We start from the raw sequence: 17,533 nt of genomic DNA on the forward strand, positions 1-17,533 counted from the left end.
GCGCCGGATCGGCCAGCGGATGTTGCCGCAGGCCACGGCGGAAACATCCGCTTACAGATACGCCGCCATCGCCGTTGCCGCCAGGCCGCGGCGCAGCCGATAGTGGCGTCCATGCACGATGCCGCGCCCGCTCCCCGCCTGCTGCTGGTCGACGACGACGACCGCCTGCGCGCCCTGCTGTGCCGCTACCTGGAAAGCCAGGGCTTCGCGGTCAAGGCGGTGGCCGACGGCGTGCAACTGCAGCAGGCGCTGGCGCGCGGCCACTACGACCTGGTGGTGCTGGACCTGATGCTGCCCGGCGAGAACGGCCTGGAGATCTGCCGACGCTTGCGCGGCCAGGGCGACCACACCCCGATCGTGATGCTGACCGCCAAGGGCGACGAGATCGACCGCATCGTCGGCCTGGAGATCGGCGCCGACGACTACCTGCCCAAGCCGGTCAACCCGCGCGAGCTGCTGGCGCGGATCCGCGCGGTGCTGCGCCGTACCCGCCCGGGCGGCGCCGGCGCGCCGCAGCCGGACGGCGGCGAGATCGGCTTCGGCCGCTTCCGCCTGCACCTGGGACGGCGCGAACTGCGGCGCGACGGCGAACCGCTGAAGCTCACCACCGCCGAGTTCGCGGTGCTGTCGGTGCTGCTGCGGCACCCGCAGCAGCCGCTGAGCCGCGACCGCCTGTCCAGCCTGGCGCACGGCCGCGAATACGAACCGCTGGGCCGCAGCATCGACGTGATCGTGGCGCGGCTGCGCAAGCTGCTGGAAGACGACGTGCGCACGCCGCGGCTGATCCAGACGGTGTGGGGCGTGGGCTATGTGTACGTACCGCCGGAGCCGCAGGCATGAGCGCGCCTGCCTTCCGCGCCAGCGGCTGGCCGCGCAGCCTGTTCGGGCAACTGGCGCTGGTGATCGCGCTGGTGCTGGCCGGCGCCGGCCTGCTGGCGCTGCTGCTCGGCCGCGAACTGGCGTTGCGCCCGGCAGCGCAGCAGCAACTGCGCGTGCTGCACGGCTTCGCCAATGTCGCCGAGGCGCTGCAGCGCTCGCCGGCCGCCGCGGCGCTGGCGCCGGCGTTGCGCGAGGCCGGGCTGCAACTGCGCAGCGCGCCGCCCACGGCCAATGCCGCCGGCCCGCTGGTCGACGCCGTGCAGCGCCGCGCGGCCGACCAGCTCGGCCCCGGGCGCGCGTTGCGGCGCGACGCCGACGGCACCCTGTGGCTGCAGTTGGCCACGCCCACGCCGCTGTGGATCGCGTTCTCCAGCCAGCCGCGCGGACACGGCCTGCGGCGATTTTCGGTGGCGATGCTGGCCGGCTGCGCGCTGCTGGTCTGGCTTGCCGCTGCGCTGGTCGCGCGGCGGCTGGTGCGGCCGCTGCGGCAACTGGCGCAGGCCGCGCCGCACCTGGTGCGCGGCGAAGACGCCGGACCGATCGCCACCGGCGGCCCGCGCGAAGTCGCCGCGCTGGCGCAGGCGCTCACCGCGGCCAGCGCCGACGTGCGCCAGGCCGCGGCCGAGCGTGCGCTGCTGCTGGCCGGCATCTCCCACGACCTGCGCACCCCGCTGACCCGGCTGCAGTACGCGCTGGCGCTGCTGCCGCAGGTGGAGCCGGAACTGCGCGAGGGCATGGAGCGCGACATCGGCGAGATCGACGCGATCCTGGCGCAGTTCATCGCCTACGCCCGCGACGGCCGCGACGAACCCGCCGTGGCCCTGGACCTGGCCGACCTCTGCCGGCAGGCGCTGGGCGCGGCGCAACCTGGCTGGGAGGCCGTCCTGCCCGCGCAAGCACCGCTGCACGGGCGGCCGCTGGCGCTGCAGCGCGCGCTCGGCAACCTCATCGGCAACGCCGAACGGCACGGCGCCGCGCCGTTCCAGCTGCGCCTGCACAGCGACGGCGGCGATGGCTGGCGCATCGAGGTGCGCGACCACGGCCCCGGCCTGGACCCGGCGCTGGCGGCGCGCGCGCTGCAGCCGTTCGTGCACGGCGGCCATGGCGGCAGCGGACTGGGCCTGGCGATCGTCGAGCGCATCGCCCGCCAGCATCGCGGCGCGTTGCTGCTGCAGCCCATCGCCCCACACGGCTTGTGCGCCACCCTGCACCTGCGCCCGGCCTGAACCGGCGCATGTCGGCGCCTACACCGGCCGGCCGCGCCACGCCCTCCCTCGCCGTCCTTCAAGGAGTGATCCGTCATGCGCCTGTCCCGCCCGTCGCCCACCCATTGCCTGCTCGCCCTGGCGCTGCTGTTGCCGGCGCTGACCATCACGCCTGCCCACGCCCAGGACGGGCGCCTGCGCGCACGCCTGCTGCAGCGTCTGCAGGGCGATCGCGCCGACACCGCGCGTGCGCCACTGCCCGCCGGCGCGCAAGTGCTGCGCGATGTCGCCTACGGCCCGGATCCGGCGCAGCGCATGGACGTGTACCTGCCGGCCGGCGCGCGCCAGGCGCCGCTGCTGGTGATGGTGCACGGCGGCGGCTGGGCCGATGGCGACAAGGACAACCCCGGCGTGGCCGCCAACAAGGTCGCGCACTGGCTGCCGCAGGGCCATGTGCTGGTGTCGCTGAACTACCGCCTGCTGCCGCAGGCGACGCCGCTGCAGCAGGCGCAGGACGTGGCGCGCGCGGTCGCGCGGATCCAGCAGCTGGCGCCGCAGTGGGGCGCCGATCCGGCGCGGCTGGTGCTGATGGGCCACTCGGCCGGCGCGCACCTGGTGAGCCTGCTCGACCTGTCGCCGGACCTGCTGGCGCAGGCCGGGGCGCGCCGACCGCTGGGCACGGTAGCGCTGGACAGTGCGGCGATGGACGTGGAGCAGGTGATGCAGCAACGGCATCTGCCGCTGTACGACCGCGCCTTCGGCAGCGTGCGCAGCGACTGGATCGCCGCCTCGCCGTACCACGTCATGGGCGCCAGCGCGCCGCCGCTGCTGGCGGTGTGCTCCAGCCGCCGTGCCGATGCCTGCGCGCAGGCAAGCCACCTGGCCGCCAAGGCCAACGCCCGCGGCATCCGCGTCGAGGTGCTGCCGCAGGATGCCAGCCACGCGGAGATCAACCGCGACCTGGGCCTGCCCTCGGCCTACACCGCGGCGGTGGACGCGTTCCTGCACACACTGCGCTGAGCGCCGCGCGCGGCTCCCGCGGCCGGCAACGCGCTCAGGCCACCATGCACTGCTGCAGCAGCAACGGCAGCGCCACCGCGGCGCTGTCGCGCCAGTGCAGATCCGCACGGGCCGACAAAGCACTGGGTTCGGGATTGATCTCGACCACGCAGGCGCCGCGCTCCTTGGCCTGCAGCGGCAGGCTGGCGGCCGGATAGACCAGGCCGGAACTGCCGATCACCAGCACCAGGTCGGCGGTGTCGGCCGCAGTCTGCGCGCGCGCCCACTCCGCCGCCGGCAACGCTTCGCCGAACCACACCACGCCCGGGCGCACCGTGCCGCCGCAGGCCGCGCACACCGGCGGCGCCAGGCGCTGGCTGGGGGTGTGCACGTCGATCGGCGGCAGCAAGCCGCGCCAGGGCTGGCCGCAGTCGCTGCAGCGCAGCGCCGACAGGCGGCCGTGCACGTGCGCGGCGACCTCGCTGCCGGCGCGCTGGTGCAGGTCGTCCACGTTCTGGGTCACCAGGGTGGTGTGGCGGACCTCGGCCAGGCGCGCCAGCGCCAGGTGTCCGGCGTGCGGCTGGGCCTGCGCCACGATCGCCGTGCGCCAGCGGTACCAGCCCCAGACCAGGGCCGGGTCGGCACGCCAGGCATCCTCGGTGGCCAGTTGCTCGGGATCGAAGCGCGACCACAGGCTGTCGTCCTGGCCACGGAAGGTCGGCACCCCGCTCTCGGCGGACATGCCGGCACCGGTCAGCACCAGCAGACGGCGCGCGCCCTGGATGAAGGCGGCGACGGTCTCGGCGTTGTAGGCGGAACTGAGCATGGCGCGCTCGATTTGACGAAGCGCACACTATTGCATCGCCGCAGGGCGGCCTCAATGTGCACGGCAGCACGCGCAGGCGCCCGCAACAGGAACGGGCGGCCACTGGCCGCCCGTTCGCGTGTCGCGTGTCGCGTGTCGCGTGTTGCCCTGGACCGGCGCAGGCGCCGGCCCGGACCTCCGGCTGGCTCAGTCGAGCACGACCAGCTTGACGTCGATGTTGCCGCGGGTGGCGTTGGAGTACGGGCACACCTGGTGGGCCTTCTCCACCAGCGATTCCAGCGTCGCACGCTCCAGGCCCGGCACGGCGATGCGCAGTTCCACGGCGATGCCGAAGCCGCCCGGGATCTGGCCGATGCCGACGTGGCCTTCGATGCTCGGCTCGGCCGGCAGCTTCACCTTCTCCTGGCCGGCGACGAACTTCAGCGCGCCGATGAAGCAGGCCGAGTAGCCGGCCGCGAACAGCTGCTCCGGGTTGGTGCCGTCGCCGCCAGCGCCGCCCAGCTCGCGCGGGGTCGACAGCTTGACGTCCAGCGCCTTGTCCGGGGTGGCGGCGCGGCCGTCGCGGCCCCCGGTGGCGGTGGCAGTGGCGGTGTAGGCGATGGTGGTCGGTGAAGCCATGGTGGTTCTCCTTGGAGGGCGGCGCCGCGGCGCCATGGGGTAGAGGGATGGGGTAGAGGGGACTGCGCGATCGGGTCGGGAACCGCTCAGGCCGCGGCCTGCAACTTGCCGCGGACCTCTTCCAGGTCGTGCTTGAGCCGGGTCAGTTGCTGCAGGTCGCAAGCGACCGCGCACAGCACGCCTTCCGGCACCGCCTGCGCGCTCGTGCGCAGCGCCTGGCCATCGGCGGTCAACGCGATCAGCACGCGGCGCTCGTCATCGGCGGCGCGGCGGCGGGTCAGCAGGCCGATCGCCTCCAGGCGCTTGAGCAACGGGGTCAGCGTGGCCGAATCCAGGAACAGCTTCTCGCCGATCTCCGACACGCTGCGCTGGTCCTGCTCCCACAGCACCAGCATCACCAGGTACTGCGGATAGGTCAGGCCGAGGTCGCGCAGCAGCCCGCGGTAGAGCTTGTGCATGGCCAGGTTGGCCGAATACAGCGCGAAGCACAGCTGGGTGTCCAGCTTCAGCAGGGCGGTGGCGTCGGGGGGAGTAGTGCGGTCCATGGGCGCCAAATTACATAGTTCACGATTTAATAGCAAGCGATATTTTTACCCCGCCGACTCCTCGCTTAAGCGGGCGCCGCCCTCCCCTCGCGCGGCCAGCGGCGCAGGACTACGCTGCGCGCAACTCGAGGAGCTTCCGCATGCGCGCATCGTTCCTGCTGCTGGCCGCGCTCGGCGCTGCCCCCTTGGTGTCCAAGGCCGTGCCCAACACGCTGCCCGCCGGCCCAGTGCTGGTCGGTGCCGGCGCCGACGCGCTGGCCCGCGAAACCCGGCGCCAGTGCCCCGGCGTGCCGACCGACCGGCTCACCCCGGCCGATCTGCTCGATGCCGAGGAGACGTTTCGCGATGGGCTGTCCGCGGCGCAGCGCCAGGCCATGGACCGGCAGCTGCCGAAGGACGGCGCGTCCGGGCCGGCGCGCTGCGCGCACAGCGCAGGCGCGGCCAGTTGCCCAGCGGCCGCCTATCTGGAAGAGATCGCCGGCGCGGGCCTGATGCCGCGCTTCGTCGCCGGGCTGTGTGCGCCCGGCGCGGTGCGCTGAGCGTCCGCAGACGCTCCTGCGCTCAGACCCGGTGCGCCGCCGCCAGGTACTCGGCGCTCTGCATTTCGATCAGGCGCGAGGCGGTGCGCTCGAACGCACCGGCCAGGCGCTCGCCGGTGTACAGCAGCGGCGGCGGATCCTGCGCGGTGCAGACCAGGTTGACGTGGCGGTCGTACAGCTCGTCGATCAGGTTGACGAAGCGCCGCGCCGCATCCTCGTTCATGCGGTCGAAATGCGGGATGCCACCGAGCAGCACGGTGGTGAACTCGTGCGCGATCTCGATGTAGTCGCTGGGACCGCGCGGGCCTTCGCACAAGGCGACGAAATCGAACCAGACGATGCTCTTGCCGCGCGCGCGCACCGGGATCTTGCGCCCTTCCAGTTCGATGTTGCCGCGGCGCGCCTCGGCATTGCCGGTCAGCGCGCCCCAGCGCTCGCCCAGCCAGGCATCGCTGTCCTCGGCCAGCGGCGCGCGGTACACCGGCGAGCGGGTCAGCGCGCGCATGCGGTAGTCCTCGGTGCCTTCGGCGTACAGCTCCACGCAATAGGTCTGCAGCAGGCCGATCGCCGGCAGGAAGCTCTCGCGCTGCAGGCCGTTGAGGTACAGGTTCTGCGGCGCGGTGTTGGAGGTGGTGACCAGGGTCACGCCCTCGGCGAACAGGCGTTCGAGCAGGCGCGACAGCAGCATCGCATCGCCGATGTCGGTGACGAAGAACTCGTCCAGTACCAGCACGCGCAACCGGCTGCGCCACTCCTGGGCGATCTTCGCCAGCGGATCGCTCTGCCCGGCGTGTTCGCGCAGGCGCTCGTGCACGCCGCGCATGAAGCGGTGGAAATGCGTGCGGTATTTCCGCGCGATCGGCAGGCCGTCGTAGAACAGATCGACCAGGAAGGTCTTGCCGCGGCCGACCCCACCCCAGAAGTACAGGCCGCGCACCGGCTCGGGCTTCTTCCAGAACGCCGACAGACGGTCCAGCCAGCCCTCCTGGTCGCCGTCCACGATCGCGGTATGGATGCGGTCCAGTTCCGCCAGCGCCGCGTGCTGGGCCGGATCGTCGCGCCAGTCGCCGCGCGCCACGCCCTCGGCGTAGCGCTGCGACGGCAATGCCGCCGCGCTCACGCCTGCGCCGCCGGCAGCCAGGCCTTGACCGCGTGCTGCAGGGCGCCGCGCAGGTCGATCAGCTTGCGATGGAAGAAATGGCTGGTGTCGGGCATGCGCACCAGTTGCGGTTGCGCCTGCAGCGTGTCCAGCCAGTCGTACACGGCCTGCGGGTCGACGATCTCGTCGGCCTCGCCCTGGATCACCAGCCACTGCGGCGGCGGCGCCATGTCGGAGAAATCCCAGCGCCCGGCCGGCGGCGCGATCGAGATCAGCACCTGCGGCTGCAGCGCGGCGCTGGCGCGCAGCGAGACGTAGGCGCCGAAGCTGAAACCGGCCAGCCACAGCGCGTCGTGCGGACGCTGATCGCGGACCCAGGCGGCCACCGCGGCCAGGTCCTGCTGCTCGCCTTCGCCGTGGTCGAAGCTGCCGGCGGAGGCGCCGACGCTGCGGAAGTTGAAGCGCACCACGCGCACGCCCAGTTCGCGCAGCGCGCGCGCGACCATCGTCACCACCTTGTTGTGCATGCTGCCGCCCTCGGTGGACAGCGGATGGCAGACGATGGCGGTGACCGGCAGCGCGGGGACGTCGGCATCGGGCAGATCGACCGCGGCCTCGATCGGGCCGGCGGGGCCTTGCAGGGTCAGCGCGCCGGAAGCGGTGGGGAAAGCAGGAGAAGTCATGCGGTCATAATACCGGGGCTGGGTCGCGGCCACATGCCGATGCGGTGCACGCAGCGTTCTTTTTCCTCCCGATCCGGATCCTGCGTGTGGCGTTCGTCCTGCTGAGTGTGGTGTGCAGCGTGCTGGTCTCGGCGCTGCTGAAGCTGGCGCCGCAACGGCGCATCGACCTGGCCCAGGCAGTGACCTGGAACTACCTGGCGGCGCTGCTGCTGTGCGCCGCGCTGCTGCACCCGCCGCTGGCCGCGCTGGGCGACGCGCAGACGCCGTGGGTGGCGCTGTTGGGCCTGGGCGTGCTGCTGCCGGGCATCTTCCTGGTGCTGGGCCATGCGGTGGCCAGCGCCGGCATCGTGCGCACCGACGCGGCGCAACGGCTGTCGCTGCTGCTGTCGCTGGCGGCGGCCTTCCTGTGGTTCGGTGAACGCGCCAACGGCGCCAAGCTGGCCGGCCTGGCGCTGGGCCTGCTGGCGATCGCCGGCATCGTGCAGCGGCCGGACGCGACGCCGCGCCGCGCCGCAGGCACCGCGCAGTGGCTGCTGCTGGTGTGGGTCGGCTTCGCCGCGATCGACGTGCTGCTCAAGCGCATCGCCCTGGCCGGCACACCGTTTGCCGCTTCGCTGCTGGTGGCCTTCGCGCTGGCCTTCGTGCTGCTGGGCGTGCAGCTGTGGCGCCACCTGCGCGGCACCGCCCCGCTGGCCTGGCGCAACCTCGGCGCCGGCCTGCTGCTGGGCGCGCTCAACTTCGGCAACATCCTGTTCTACGTGCGCGCGCACCAGGCCCTGCCGGACAGCCCGGCCAGCGTGTTCGCAGCGATGAACCTGGGCGTGATCGGCCTGGGCACCCTGCTCGGCATCGCCGTGTTCGGCGAACGCACCACCCGCTGGAACCGTCTCGGCCTGCTACTGGCGGTACCGGCGATCATCCTGATCGCGATTGGCGCAGGCAGCTAACCGTCAGCACCCGCACCCCGCTCTCAAGATTCCCCAATCCCGATTCCCCACTCCCGGCCCCTCAACGCCTCCACACCGGGAAGGGATCCTCCAGTCCCTGCCACGCCACCGGCCCCTGCCGCAGTTCGGCGTCGTCGAGCAGGCAGGCATCGAGTTCGGCGCGCACCCGCGCCGTGTCCAGGCCGACGCCGATCACCGCCAGTTCCTGGCGGCGGTCGCCCCATAGCGGATGCCACATCGCGCGCAGCGCCGCGTACTCGCGCGCATCGCCGACCTCCTCGGCCTGCGGCGGCGGCGCGTTCCAGCACGCGGTCTGCTGCCGCTGCCAGCCGAGCTCGGTGTACGGCAGCGGCGACGGCGGCAGCGCCAGCGGCGTGTCCAGCAGGCCGCGGTCCACGCGCTCGCGCGCCGCATACCAGAAGCCGGCGGCCTGGGTCTGGGTGGCCGCACCGACGATGGACAGCTCGCCGACCCAGTCCATGCGGCTGGCCAGCCAGAAGAAGCCCTTGCTGCGGATCACGTCGCGCAGGCCGCGCTGCGCCAGCCGCGCGAAGCGCAACGGGTGGAACGGCCGGCGCGCGCGATAGACGAAGCTTTCGATGCCGAACTGCTCGGTCTCCGGCGCGTGCTCGCCGCGCAACGCCTGCATCCAGCCCGGCGCCAACTGCGCGCGCACGAAATCGAAACGGCCGGTGTCCAGCACCAGCTCCAGCGGCACCTCGCCGCGGCTGGCCTCGACGATGCGGGCATCGCGGTTGAGCGCACGCAGGACCGCGCGGGTGCGGTCGAGGGTGGCCGTATCGGCCAGGTCGGCCTTGCTGATCACGATCACGTCGGCGAACTCGATCTGCTCCACCAGCAGGTTGACCAGCCCGCGCTCGTCGTCGGCCCCGGCCTGCAGGCCACGATCGGCCAAGCGCTCGGCCGAGCCGAAGTCACGCAGGAAGCTCACCCCGTCGACCACGGTGAGCATGGTGTCCAGGCGCGCGACATCGGCCAGGCCGCGACCGTCGGCATCGCGCACAGCGAAGGTCGCGGCCACCGGCATCGGCTCGGAGATGCCGGTGGATTCGATCAACAGGTAGTCGTAGCGCCCGCTCTCGGCCAGGCGTTGCACTTCCTGGCGCAGGTCGTCGCGCAGGGTGCAGCAGATGCAGCCGTTGCTGAACTCGACCAGCGTCTCTTCGGTGCGGCTGAGCGCGGCGCCGCCGTCGCGGATCAGCGCCGCGTCGATGTTGACCTCGCTCATGTCGTTGACGATCACCGCCACGCGGCGGCCATCGCGGTTGTGCAGCACGCGGTTGAGCAGGGTGGTCTTTCCGGCACCCAGGAAGCCGGACAGGACGGTGACGGGGAGGCGGCGATCGGAAACGGCGGCGTTGGACATGGCGGGCATCGGCGCGAAGGCGTGGCGGGCTAGAAATGTTACTATATAACACTTGATGCATTGGAGTGATCGTCCATGAAATCCCTGCCGCAATCCTTCTTCGATGCCTCGGCGATGCTGTTGTCCGGGCTGTGCTTGCTGCACTGCCTGGCATTACCGTTGCTGGCCGCGGCGCTGCCGCTGTTCGGGGTCTGGGCCGAGGCCGAGTGGGTGCACGTGGTGTTCGTGGCGATCGCCGCGCCGTTGGCGGGGCTGGCGCTGTGGCGCGGGCATCGGCGCGACGCGCTGCCCTGGCCGCTGTGGACGCTGGCGGCGCTGGGGCTACTCGGTCTGTTGGCCGGTGCCTTCGGCATTCCCGACGAGGCCAGCGAGACCGCGATGACGGTCAGCGGCAGCCTGGCCCTGGCCAGTGCGCACCTGTGGAATTGGCGCCGGCACCGGCGGCGTTGCCGGCATTGAGTGCAGGCCGGGGCGCGGGCGCGGGCGCGGGCGCGGGACATGCTGCATCGTGTGCGGTCGCCGAGCTGCAAGCAGGGTCGAGGCGCAGTTTGCTGTCGCCATCGCCTTGGCACCTGCCGTTGCCTCTGCTGTTGCTGACGCTTTGGCAGTTGCCGCTGTTTTTGCTGTTGCCGTTGCTCTGGCTTTTGATTTACCGGGTTCCCTTCCGCAGCGGCGGATGGACCGGGGAAAAACCCGAAGGGCGGCGCACATGGATGTGCGCCGTTCGCGGCAGGGGCAGGATGCCCCTTCCGCGAATCCCCGGTGCATCCGCGGACCCGGAGCGCGCAGCGCGGAGGGCGCAAGGCAGGGCGCGCTTTCTTTTGGTTACCTTTTCTTTGCGCGAGCAAAGAAAAGTAACTCGCCCGCAAGGGCGAAAGCCTTTGCTCCAAGCTTTGGTGTCAGATGAGAAAACCTGTAGGAGCGGCGTTAGCCGCGACAAATTTAATTGGCCATGTCTGTCGCGGCTGAAGCCGCTCCTACGACCGTGCGGCCGCCCCAGTAGCAGCAAGTGCAAGAGCAAAGCTTTCGCCTTGCGGCGAGTTACTTTTCTTTGCTTGTGCAAAGAAAAGTAACCAAAAGAAAGCACACCCTGCCTACGCGCCCTCCGCGCTAACGCGCTCCGGGTCCGCGTCCAGCCCGGGGATCCGCGGAAGGGGCATCCTGCCCCTGCCGCGGACGGCGCACGTCCATGTGCGCCGCCCCTTCGGGGTTTTTCCCCGCGCTGGCCGCCGCTTCGGAAGGGAACCCGGTAAGTCAAAAGCCAAAGCAACGGCAACAGCAGAAACAACGGCAAGTGCCAAAGCAACAGCAACAGCAACAGCAACAGCAACAGCCGATGCTGTCGTCCTTCTTAACGAGCGAGAACACCACATCTCACAGCGTCGGTCAGCACCACGACACATCGTGCAGTTGGCGCAAGATGGACAGAAGCAACGTTCAGGAGATGGCAGTGACGCGTAAGACCGGACACTCACTGCGACCGGCCTGAAACACAGCACATCTACTCACGACAGACCGTCGTGCGCCTCGCGAAGGACGTGAGCCTCCAGCAGGAATGTCCCACACATCGAGGACGGGGAAAGGAAGGCCGACCATCGGCTTTTCCGATTCCCCATTCCCAGTTCCCCATTCCCAGCCTACAGATCAAACCCCAGCAACAACGGATCGTGATCCGAACTGCGCCACGGGCCGGGCAGATCGCGCTCGCGGTAACCATCGCTGTCGGGAAGGTCCGCGTTGACGTGCCACTCGGCGGCGCCGCGCAACCGCGCCGCCAGCGCCGGACTCAGCAAGGCATGGTCCAGCCGACCACTGAGCCCCCGATAGACGAAACTGTAGGGCTGCGCGACATGCGCCTCCTGCAGCGCATCGCGCCAGCCGGCGTCGCGCAGCAGGCGCAGCGGATCTTCCATCGCATAGGCGTTGAAATCGCCAAGCAGCACGCTGGCCGCGCTGCCGGTGCCGGTGGGGTCGCTGCGCAGCCACGCATCGACGCGGCGCGCCGACTCGGTGCGGGTCGCGTTCCAGCAGCCCTGGCCATCGCCGCGGTCGGCATCGGCGCCGTTGGCCTCGCTGCAGCCGCCCTTGGACTTGAAGTGGTTGGCCACCACCACGAACGGCGCACCACTGCCGCGGCGGAACGCCTGCGCCAGCGGCACCCGGCTGTGCTCGGCGAACGGGCCGCCTTCCAGCATCGCCGGCTTGCCCACCGGGCTGACGCGCGAGGCGCGGTAGATCAGCCCGACCCGGATCGGGTTGTCGCCGGGGCCGCGCCCGGCGTCGACGAAGCGCCAGTCGCCGCCGCCGGTATTGAGCGCGTCGACCAGGCTGGCGATCGCCGAGGTCGGGCCGTAGCCGTCGTTCTCCAGTTCCATCAACGCGGCGACGTCGGCCTGCAGCGGGCGGATCGTCGCCACCAGCTTGCGCAGCTGCGCCTGGAATTCGGCCGGCGTGCGTGCGCCGCGCAAGGTCGGGAACCCGCCGCCGCGGCCGTCGCCGTTGAAGAAGTTCTCCAGGTTGAACGCGGCGATGCGCAGGCTGCCCTCGACCTGCGGCGGCGCCGGTTCCGGCGGCGGCGTCAGCTGCAGCGCGGCGGTCAGATACAGCCGCGCGGCACCCTCGATCACCCCGCCGACGATGCCCTCCACGTCCTGGACCGTGCTGCCCGCGCGCGGCGGTGCAGTGGCGCTGCCCAGATAGTCCGGAAGTTTTGCCGTTGCCGTTGCCGTTGCCGATGTTGATGTCGGCGTCGGCGTCGGCGTCGGCGCACCGAGCGTACCCAGCCGCAGCCCGCGCCGCGCATTGTCGGCAATGACCGCCGCCTGCTCGGCGCTGCCGGGCGCGACCACTTCGCTGGGCTGCCACAGGCGCCCGCCGAAGGCCACGCCAAGCTCGCCGGTCTTGCCCAGCATGTCGTTGTCGACCACGGTCAGCGGCGCGGTGATACGCACGCGCATGCCGGCCAGCGCCGACCAGTCCGCCGGCGCTGCATCGAGCACCTGCAGCGGCAACGGTTGCGCGCGCGCCAGCACGGTGTGCCCCTGCTCCAGAACGCTGCGCCCGACGAACGCCGTGCCGGCCTTGGCCGACGCGGCGGCCTGCGGGGCCAGTTCGCCCCACACCCGCACGCGGTCGCCCGGGGCCAGGCTGCGCTCGGCATCGCCGCGCACCAGCAGGGCGTCTGCGGTCAGCGGATCGTCGTCGCCGGCGTCCTGCACCAGGTAGCCGCTGCCGCCGGCCTCCACGCGCGCGGTGACCACGCCCTCGAACACCACGCCCTGCGCCTGCGGCCCCGGGCGCAACTGCCCGATCGGCAGCAGCGTCGGCGGCGTCAGCGCCTGCGCGGCGGGGGCTGCGACCAGCAGCAGCAACGACAACAACGATGACGGCGGCATGCGCATGCGATCACTCTCCTTGTTTGCGCCGGCACGCGACGGGCGCGGAAACGACTGCGCCGCCCGAAGGCGGCGCAAGGGCGTGCGGGAGGCGCAAGGTTACTTCAGGTTGGCCAGCATCCAGTCCACGGTGGCGTGGATCTGCTCCTCGGTCAGCCCGGGATTGCCGCCCTTGGGCGGCATGATGCCGCCGTCGGGGCCGGTATAGCCCTCGATGGCGTGCTTGTAGAGCGTCTCCTTGCCCTGCGCGATGCGCTTGTCCCAGTGCGCATGGTCCAGCGTCGGCGCCTTGCCCACGCCGGTGGTGTGGCAGGCGGTGCACAGGTTGTTGAAGATGGTCTTGCCGTCGGTGGTGCCGCCGTAGGCCGCCTGCGCCGAGGCCTTGGCCAGCGCCGCAGCCTGCGCGGCGGCCTGCGCCGCGGCGCCGGTGCTGCCGGCGTAGACCGCGCCCACGGGCGCAATGCGCTCGTCGGTGCGCTTTTGCGCGGTCGGCGACACCTCCGGCGGGATGGCCCGCTGCAGGTGATGCGCGAACACGATCAGGCCGAGGGTGATCAGCACCAGCAGGCCGATCACCATCGAGAAGCGCTTGAGAAATTCGAGGTCGTAATTCCGCACATCACACCCCTTTGGCACGTGGTAATCCGGACCACCGCTACGCGACCGAGTATAGCCAGCGTTTGCGCCGCGCGGCACGCCAGGATGGCCCGGAATCGCAGGCGATGCGTGCTGCATCGCAGCAGTTCGGCACAGGCGGCGCAGCCGTTGCGCTCAGGCGCTGCCCACCGCGCGCAGGCAGAACCCACACACCGCCTCGACCAGGCGCTCGCTGTCGCGCGGGCCGTCGCGGCTGGGCGCGGTCGGGCCGACCAGGGCCTCGGTGTAGGCGCCGACCAGGCACGCGGCCGCCGCATCGAGATCCTGCGCGGGGAACTCGCCCGCGGCCACACCCTCGGCCAGGATGCCCTTGAACACGTCGCCGAGCAGACGCCGGCAGCGGATGCGCTCGGCATCCACCTCCGGTTCCACCGGTTCGGCGATGAAGGCGTAGGCCAGGCCGGGGCCGGCCAGAGCGCGGCGCACGAACGAGGCGATGGCGTCGCGCAGGCGCTGCGCGGCCGGCGCCGGTGCGGCGGCGATGGCGCGCAGGATGGTCAGCTCGTGCTCCACGGCGGCGGTCAGCACCTCCACGAACAGCTCGGCCTTGGACGGGAAATGCCGGTAGATCAGCCCGGTGGAGACCCCGGCCTCGGCCGCCACCGCGGTCACCGGGGCGCCGCGGAAGCCGTCGGCGGCGATCAGCCGGCGCGCCGCCAGCAGGATCCGCTGGCGGTTGCCGGCGAGGCGTTCTTCCATCAGGGCGGAGCGTTTGTAGGCCATGGCGTGATTCTAAGTTCAATTAATGAATTTCTGTTCACTTCTTTGCCGTTCCCGGCTACGCTGGGCGCTCTTGCCCGGCGCGGGTCCGATTCTAGGCGCCGCCGGCCACCCGCCATTCCCGGAGTTGCCGCCATGCTGATGCCGTCGTTGAATTTCGAGTTGGGCGAGGAGGTCGACCTGCTGCGCGACAGCGTCGCCGCCTTCGCCGCGCGCGAGATCGCGCCGCTGGCCGAGCAGGCCGACCGCGACAACGCTTTCCCCGCACCGCTGTGGCGCAAGCTCGGCGAACAGGGCCTGCTCGGCCTTACCGTGGAGGAGGAGTACGGCGGCAGTGCGATGGGCTACCTGGCGCACGTGGTGGCGATGGAGGAGATCTCGCGCGCCTGCGGCGCGATCGGCCTGTCCTACGGCGCGCATTCGAACCTGTGCGTGAACCAGTTGCGCAAGAACGCCAGCCCGGCGCAGAAGGCGCGCTACCTGCCGAAGCTGTGCAGCGGCGAGCACGTCGGCGCGCTGGCGATGAGCGAGCCCGGCGCCGGCTCGGACGTGGTGTCGATGAAGCTGCGCGCCGAGGCGCGCGGCGACCGCTACGTGCTCAACGGCAACAAGATGTGGATCACCAACGGCCCCGATGCCGACGTGCTGGTGGTCTACGCCAAGACCGACCCCAGCGGCGGCGCGCGCGGCATCACCGCGTTCGTGGTCGAGAAGGGCATGCCCGGCTTCAGCACCGCGCAGAAGCTGGACAAGCTCGGCATGCGCGGCTCCAACACCTGCGAACTGGTGTTCCAGGATTGCGAGGTGCCGGCGGAGAACGTGCTCGGCGAGGTCGGCGGCGGCGTGCGCGTGCTGATGTCCGGCCTGGATTACGAGCGCGTGGTGCTGTCCGGCGGGCCGCTGGGGCTGATGGCCGCGGCGCTGGACGTGGTGCTGCCCTACGTGCACGAGCGCCGCCAGTTCGGCGAACCGATCGGCAGCTTCCAGCTGATGCAGGGCAAGCTGGCCGACATGTACGTGGGCCTCAACGCCTGCCGCGCCTACGTGTATGCGGTGGCGCGCGCCTGCGACGCCGGCCGCACGACCCGCCAGGACGCCGCCGGCGCGATCCTTTACGCCGCCGAGAAGGCGACCTGGCTGACCGGCCAAGCAATCCAGGTGCTGGGCGGCAACGGCTACATCAACGACTATCCGACCGGGCGCCTGTGGCGCGACGCCAAGCTCTACGAGATCGGCGCGGGTACCTCGGAGATCCGCCGCATGCTGATCGGCCGCGAGTTGTTCGAGCGGACCAAGTGATGCGCTGCGGGTGGGGCGTCGGCCGCGACGACGTTCCAACGTCACCGCGTCGGGGCTGAAACCCCTCCCACATCAGCAGCCTTCCCTTCCTTTCTTTCCACGGCCCAGCCATGAGCGCGATCCAGACCCAGTTGCAACCCGGCAGCGACGCCTTCGCCGCCAATGCCGCCGCGCTGCGCGCGGTGGTCGACGACCTGCACGCCACCCAGGCGCGCATCGCCCTGGGCGGCAGCGAGGCCGCCCGCGCCAAGCACCAGGCGCGCGGCAAGCTGCTGGTGCGCGAGCGCATCGACGCCCTGCTCGACCCGGGCAGCGCGTTCCTGGAGATCGCGCCACTGGCCGCACTGGGCCTGTACGACGACGAGGTGCCGTGCGCCGGCGTGGTCGCCGGCATCGGCCGCGTCTCCGGCGTGGAATGCGTGATCGTCGCCAACGACGCCACGGTCAAGGGCGGCACCTATTACCCGATGACGGTGAAGAAACACCTGCGCGCGCAGGAGATCGCCCAGCAGAACCGGCTGCCGTGCATCTACCTGGTCGATTCCGGCGGCGCGTTTTTGCCGCTGCAGGACGAGGTGTTTCCCGACCGCGACCACTTCGGCCGGATCTTCTACAACCAGGCCAACCTGTCGGCGCAGGGCATCGCCCAGATCGCCTGCGTGATGGGCTCGTGCACCGCCGGCGGCGCCTACGTGCCGGCGATGAGCGACGAGACGGTGATCGTGCGCGAGCAGGGCACGATCTTCCTCGGCGGCCCGCCGCTGGTGAAGGCCGCCACCGGCGAGGACGTCAGCGCCGAGGACCTCGGCGGCGCCGACGTGCACACACGCATCTCCGGCGTGGCCGACCACTTCGCCGACAACGACCTGCAGGCGCTGGCGCGGGTGCGCGCCATCGTCGCCCAGCTCAACTGGCGCAAGCCGGCCCCCGCCCTGGCGCTGCGCATGCCGGAGCCGCCGCTGTATCCGGCCGAGGAGCTGTATGGGGTGATCCCGGCCGACCCGCGCAAGCCGTTCGACGTGCGCGAGGTGATCGCGCGGGTGGTGGACGGCTCGCGCCTGGACGAATTCAAGGCGCGCTACGGCACCACGTTGGTCACCGGCTTCGCGCACATCCATGGCTATCCGGTGGGCATCGTCGCCAACAACGGCATCCTGTTCTCGGAGTCGGCGCTGAAGGGCGCGCACTTCATCGAACTGTGCGCGCAGCGCGGCATCCCGCTGGTGTTCCTGCAGAACATCACCGGCTTCATGGTCGGCCGCAAGTACGAGCACGGCGGCATCGCCAAGGACGGCGCCAAGCTGGTGATGGCGGTGGCCTGCGCCAAGGTGCCCAAGTTCACGGTGGTGATCGGCGGTTCGTTCGGCGCCGGCAACTACGGCATGTGCGGCCGCGCCTATTCGCCGAACTTCCTGTGGATGTGGCCGAACGCACGCATCGGGGTGATGGGCGGCGAGCAGGCGGCCAGCGTGCTGGCGACGGTGCGCCGCGACGGCATCGCGGCCAAGGGCGGGCAGTGGTCGGACGCGGAGGAAGTGGCGTTCAAGGCGCCGATCCGCGAGCAGTTCGAGCGGCAGGGCCATCCGTACTACGCCAGTGCGCGACTGTGGGACGACGGGGTGATCGATCCGGCGCAGACGCGGCGGGTATTGGGGCTGGGCTTGTCGGCGGCGTTGAACGCGCCGGCGGAGCCGAGCCGGTTCGGGGTGTTCCGGATGTGAGCGGGCGCATGCGC

17 protein-coding genes are annotated in these 17,533 nt (G+C 71.2%); 8 read left to right on the forward strand and 9 right to left on the reverse strand.

Annotated features, from left to right (window positions below):
• The first annotated feature begins 111 nt into the window (after positions 1–111).
• The 3 genes from ompR to AC1PK7_RS20250 all read left to right on the forward strand — a co-directional run bounded on the left by ompR (position 112) and on the right by AC1PK7_RS20250 (position 3,104).
• On the forward strand, positions 112–840 hold the full coding sequence (ompR, locus tag AC1PK7_RS20240; RefSeq protein WP_481099301.1) for an osmolarity response regulator transcription factor OmpR: 729 nt from the start codon (positions 112–114) through the stop codon (positions 838–840).
• Entirely contained in the window at positions 837–2,105 is a 1,269-nt protein-coding gene (locus AC1PK7_RS20245) for an ATP-binding protein (protein ID WP_481099302.1), read from the forward strand. Before ompR ends, AC1PK7_RS20245 begins: the two co-directional genes overlap by 4 nt.
• 75 nt (positions 2,106–2,180) lie before the next feature.
• Positions 2,181–3,104 (forward strand): alpha/beta hydrolase, encoded by a 924-nt coding sequence (locus AC1PK7_RS20250; protein WP_481099303.1) that lies wholly within the window; start codon positions 2,181–2,183, stop codon positions 3,102–3,104.
• A gap of 34 nt (positions 3,105–3,138) precedes the next feature.
• On the opposite strand, the gene AC1PK7_RS20255 is transcribed toward AC1PK7_RS20250, so the two are convergent.
• The 3 genes from AC1PK7_RS20255 to AC1PK7_RS20265 all read right to left on the reverse strand — a co-directional run bounded on the left by AC1PK7_RS20255 (position 3,139) and on the right by AC1PK7_RS20265 (position 5,072).
• On the reverse strand, positions 3,139–3,909 hold the full coding sequence (locus AC1PK7_RS20255; RefSeq protein ID WP_481099304.1) for an SIR2 family NAD-dependent protein deacylase: 771 nt from the start codon (positions 3,907–3,909) through the stop codon (positions 3,139–3,141).
• A 186-nt stretch (positions 3,910–4,095) separates the two neighbouring features.
• Positions 4,096–4,527 (reverse strand): organic hydroperoxide resistance protein, encoded by a 432-nt coding sequence (locus AC1PK7_RS20260; RefSeq protein WP_010342071.1) that lies wholly within the window; start codon positions 4,525–4,527, stop codon positions 4,096–4,098.
• 86 nt (positions 4,528–4,613) lie between these two features.
• Positions 4,614–5,072: a MarR family winged helix-turn-helix transcriptional regulator gene (locus AC1PK7_RS20265; protein WP_481099305.1), complete on the reverse strand. Its 459-nt coding sequence runs from the start codon at positions 5,070–5,072 to the stop codon at positions 4,614–4,616.
• A 140-nt stretch (positions 5,073–5,212) separates the two neighbouring features.
• On the opposite strand from AC1PK7_RS20265, the gene AC1PK7_RS20270 reads away from it, so the two are divergent.
• A complete protein-coding gene (locus AC1PK7_RS20270; protein ID WP_481099306.1) occupies positions 5,213–5,611 on the forward strand; it encodes a hypothetical protein in 399 nt (132 codons plus the stop codon).
• A gap of 22 nt (positions 5,612–5,633) precedes the next feature.
• Here the strand turns inward: AC1PK7_RS20270 and zapE are convergent, their stop codons facing one another.
• Positions 5,634–6,731 carry a cell division protein ZapE gene (gene zapE / locus AC1PK7_RS20275; RefSeq protein WP_043093670.1) on the reverse strand — a complete coding sequence of 366 codons (1,098 nt, stop codon included), beginning with the start codon at positions 6,729–6,731 and terminating at the stop codon, positions 5,634–5,636.
• On the reverse strand, positions 6,728–7,393 hold the full coding sequence (locus AC1PK7_RS20280) for an alpha/beta hydrolase (protein ID WP_010342067.1): 666 nt from the start codon (positions 7,391–7,393) through the stop codon (positions 6,728–6,730). The genes zapE and AC1PK7_RS20280 overlap by 4 nt, the downstream gene beginning before the upstream one ends.
• A gap of 86 nt (positions 7,394–7,479) precedes the next feature.
• Between AC1PK7_RS20280 and AC1PK7_RS20285 the strand changes: the two genes are divergently transcribed.
• Entirely contained in the window at positions 7,480–8,340 is an 861-nt protein-coding gene (locus tag AC1PK7_RS20285) for an EamA family transporter (RefSeq protein WP_481099307.1), read from the forward strand.
• 61 nt (positions 8,341–8,401) lie between these two features.
• On the opposite strand, the gene AC1PK7_RS20290 is transcribed toward AC1PK7_RS20285, so the two are convergent.
• Complete coding sequence (locus tag AC1PK7_RS20290; RefSeq protein WP_481099308.1) at positions 8,402–9,727, reverse strand: GTP-binding protein; 1,326 nt, start codon at positions 9,725–9,727, stop codon at positions 8,402–8,404.
• 75 nt (positions 9,728–9,802) lie between these two features.
• On the opposite strand from AC1PK7_RS20290, the gene AC1PK7_RS20295 reads away from it, so the two are divergent.
• Positions 9,803–10,186, forward strand: coding sequence for a MerC domain-containing protein (locus AC1PK7_RS20295; protein ID WP_481099309.1), 384 nt, complete (start codon positions 9,803–9,805; stop codon positions 10,184–10,186).
• A gap of 1,178 nt (positions 10,187–11,364) precedes the next feature.
• Here AC1PK7_RS20295 and AC1PK7_RS20300 read toward each other — a convergent pair.
• The 3 genes from AC1PK7_RS20300 to AC1PK7_RS20310 all read right to left on the reverse strand — a co-directional run bounded on the left by AC1PK7_RS20300 (position 11,365) and on the right by AC1PK7_RS20310 (position 14,502).
• On the reverse strand, positions 11,365–13,128 hold the full coding sequence (locus AC1PK7_RS20300; RefSeq protein ID WP_481099310.1) for an ExeM/NucH family extracellular endonuclease: 1,764 nt from the start codon (positions 13,126–13,128) through the stop codon (positions 11,365–11,367).
• A gap of 93 nt (positions 13,129–13,221) precedes the next feature.
• Complete coding sequence (locus AC1PK7_RS20305) at positions 13,222–13,740, reverse strand: c-type cytochrome (RefSeq protein WP_481070095.1); 519 nt, start codon at positions 13,738–13,740, stop codon at positions 13,222–13,224.
• A 153-nt stretch (positions 13,741–13,893) separates the two neighbouring features.
• Positions 13,894–14,502, reverse strand: coding sequence for a TetR/AcrR family transcriptional regulator (locus AC1PK7_RS20310; RefSeq protein ID WP_420008253.1), 609 nt, complete (start codon positions 14,500–14,502; stop codon positions 13,894–13,896).
• A 132-nt stretch (positions 14,503–14,634) separates the two neighbouring features.
• Between AC1PK7_RS20310 and AC1PK7_RS20315 the strand changes: the two genes are divergently transcribed.
• Both AC1PK7_RS20315 and AC1PK7_RS20320 read left to right on the forward strand, forming a co-directional pair.
• Entirely contained in the window at positions 14,635–15,798 is a 1,164-nt protein-coding gene (locus AC1PK7_RS20315; protein WP_010341368.1) for an isovaleryl-CoA dehydrogenase, read from the forward strand.
• Positions 15,799–15,908: 110 nt separating this feature from the next.
• Positions 15,909–17,519: a carboxyl transferase domain-containing protein gene (locus AC1PK7_RS20320; RefSeq protein ID WP_481099311.1), complete on the forward strand. Its 1,611-nt coding sequence runs from the start codon at positions 15,909–15,911 to the stop codon at positions 17,517–17,519.
• Positions 17,520–17,533 lie beyond the last annotated feature (14 nt).

The sequence above is a fragment of the Xanthomonas sp. NCPPB 3174 genome, assembly GCF_056725205.1.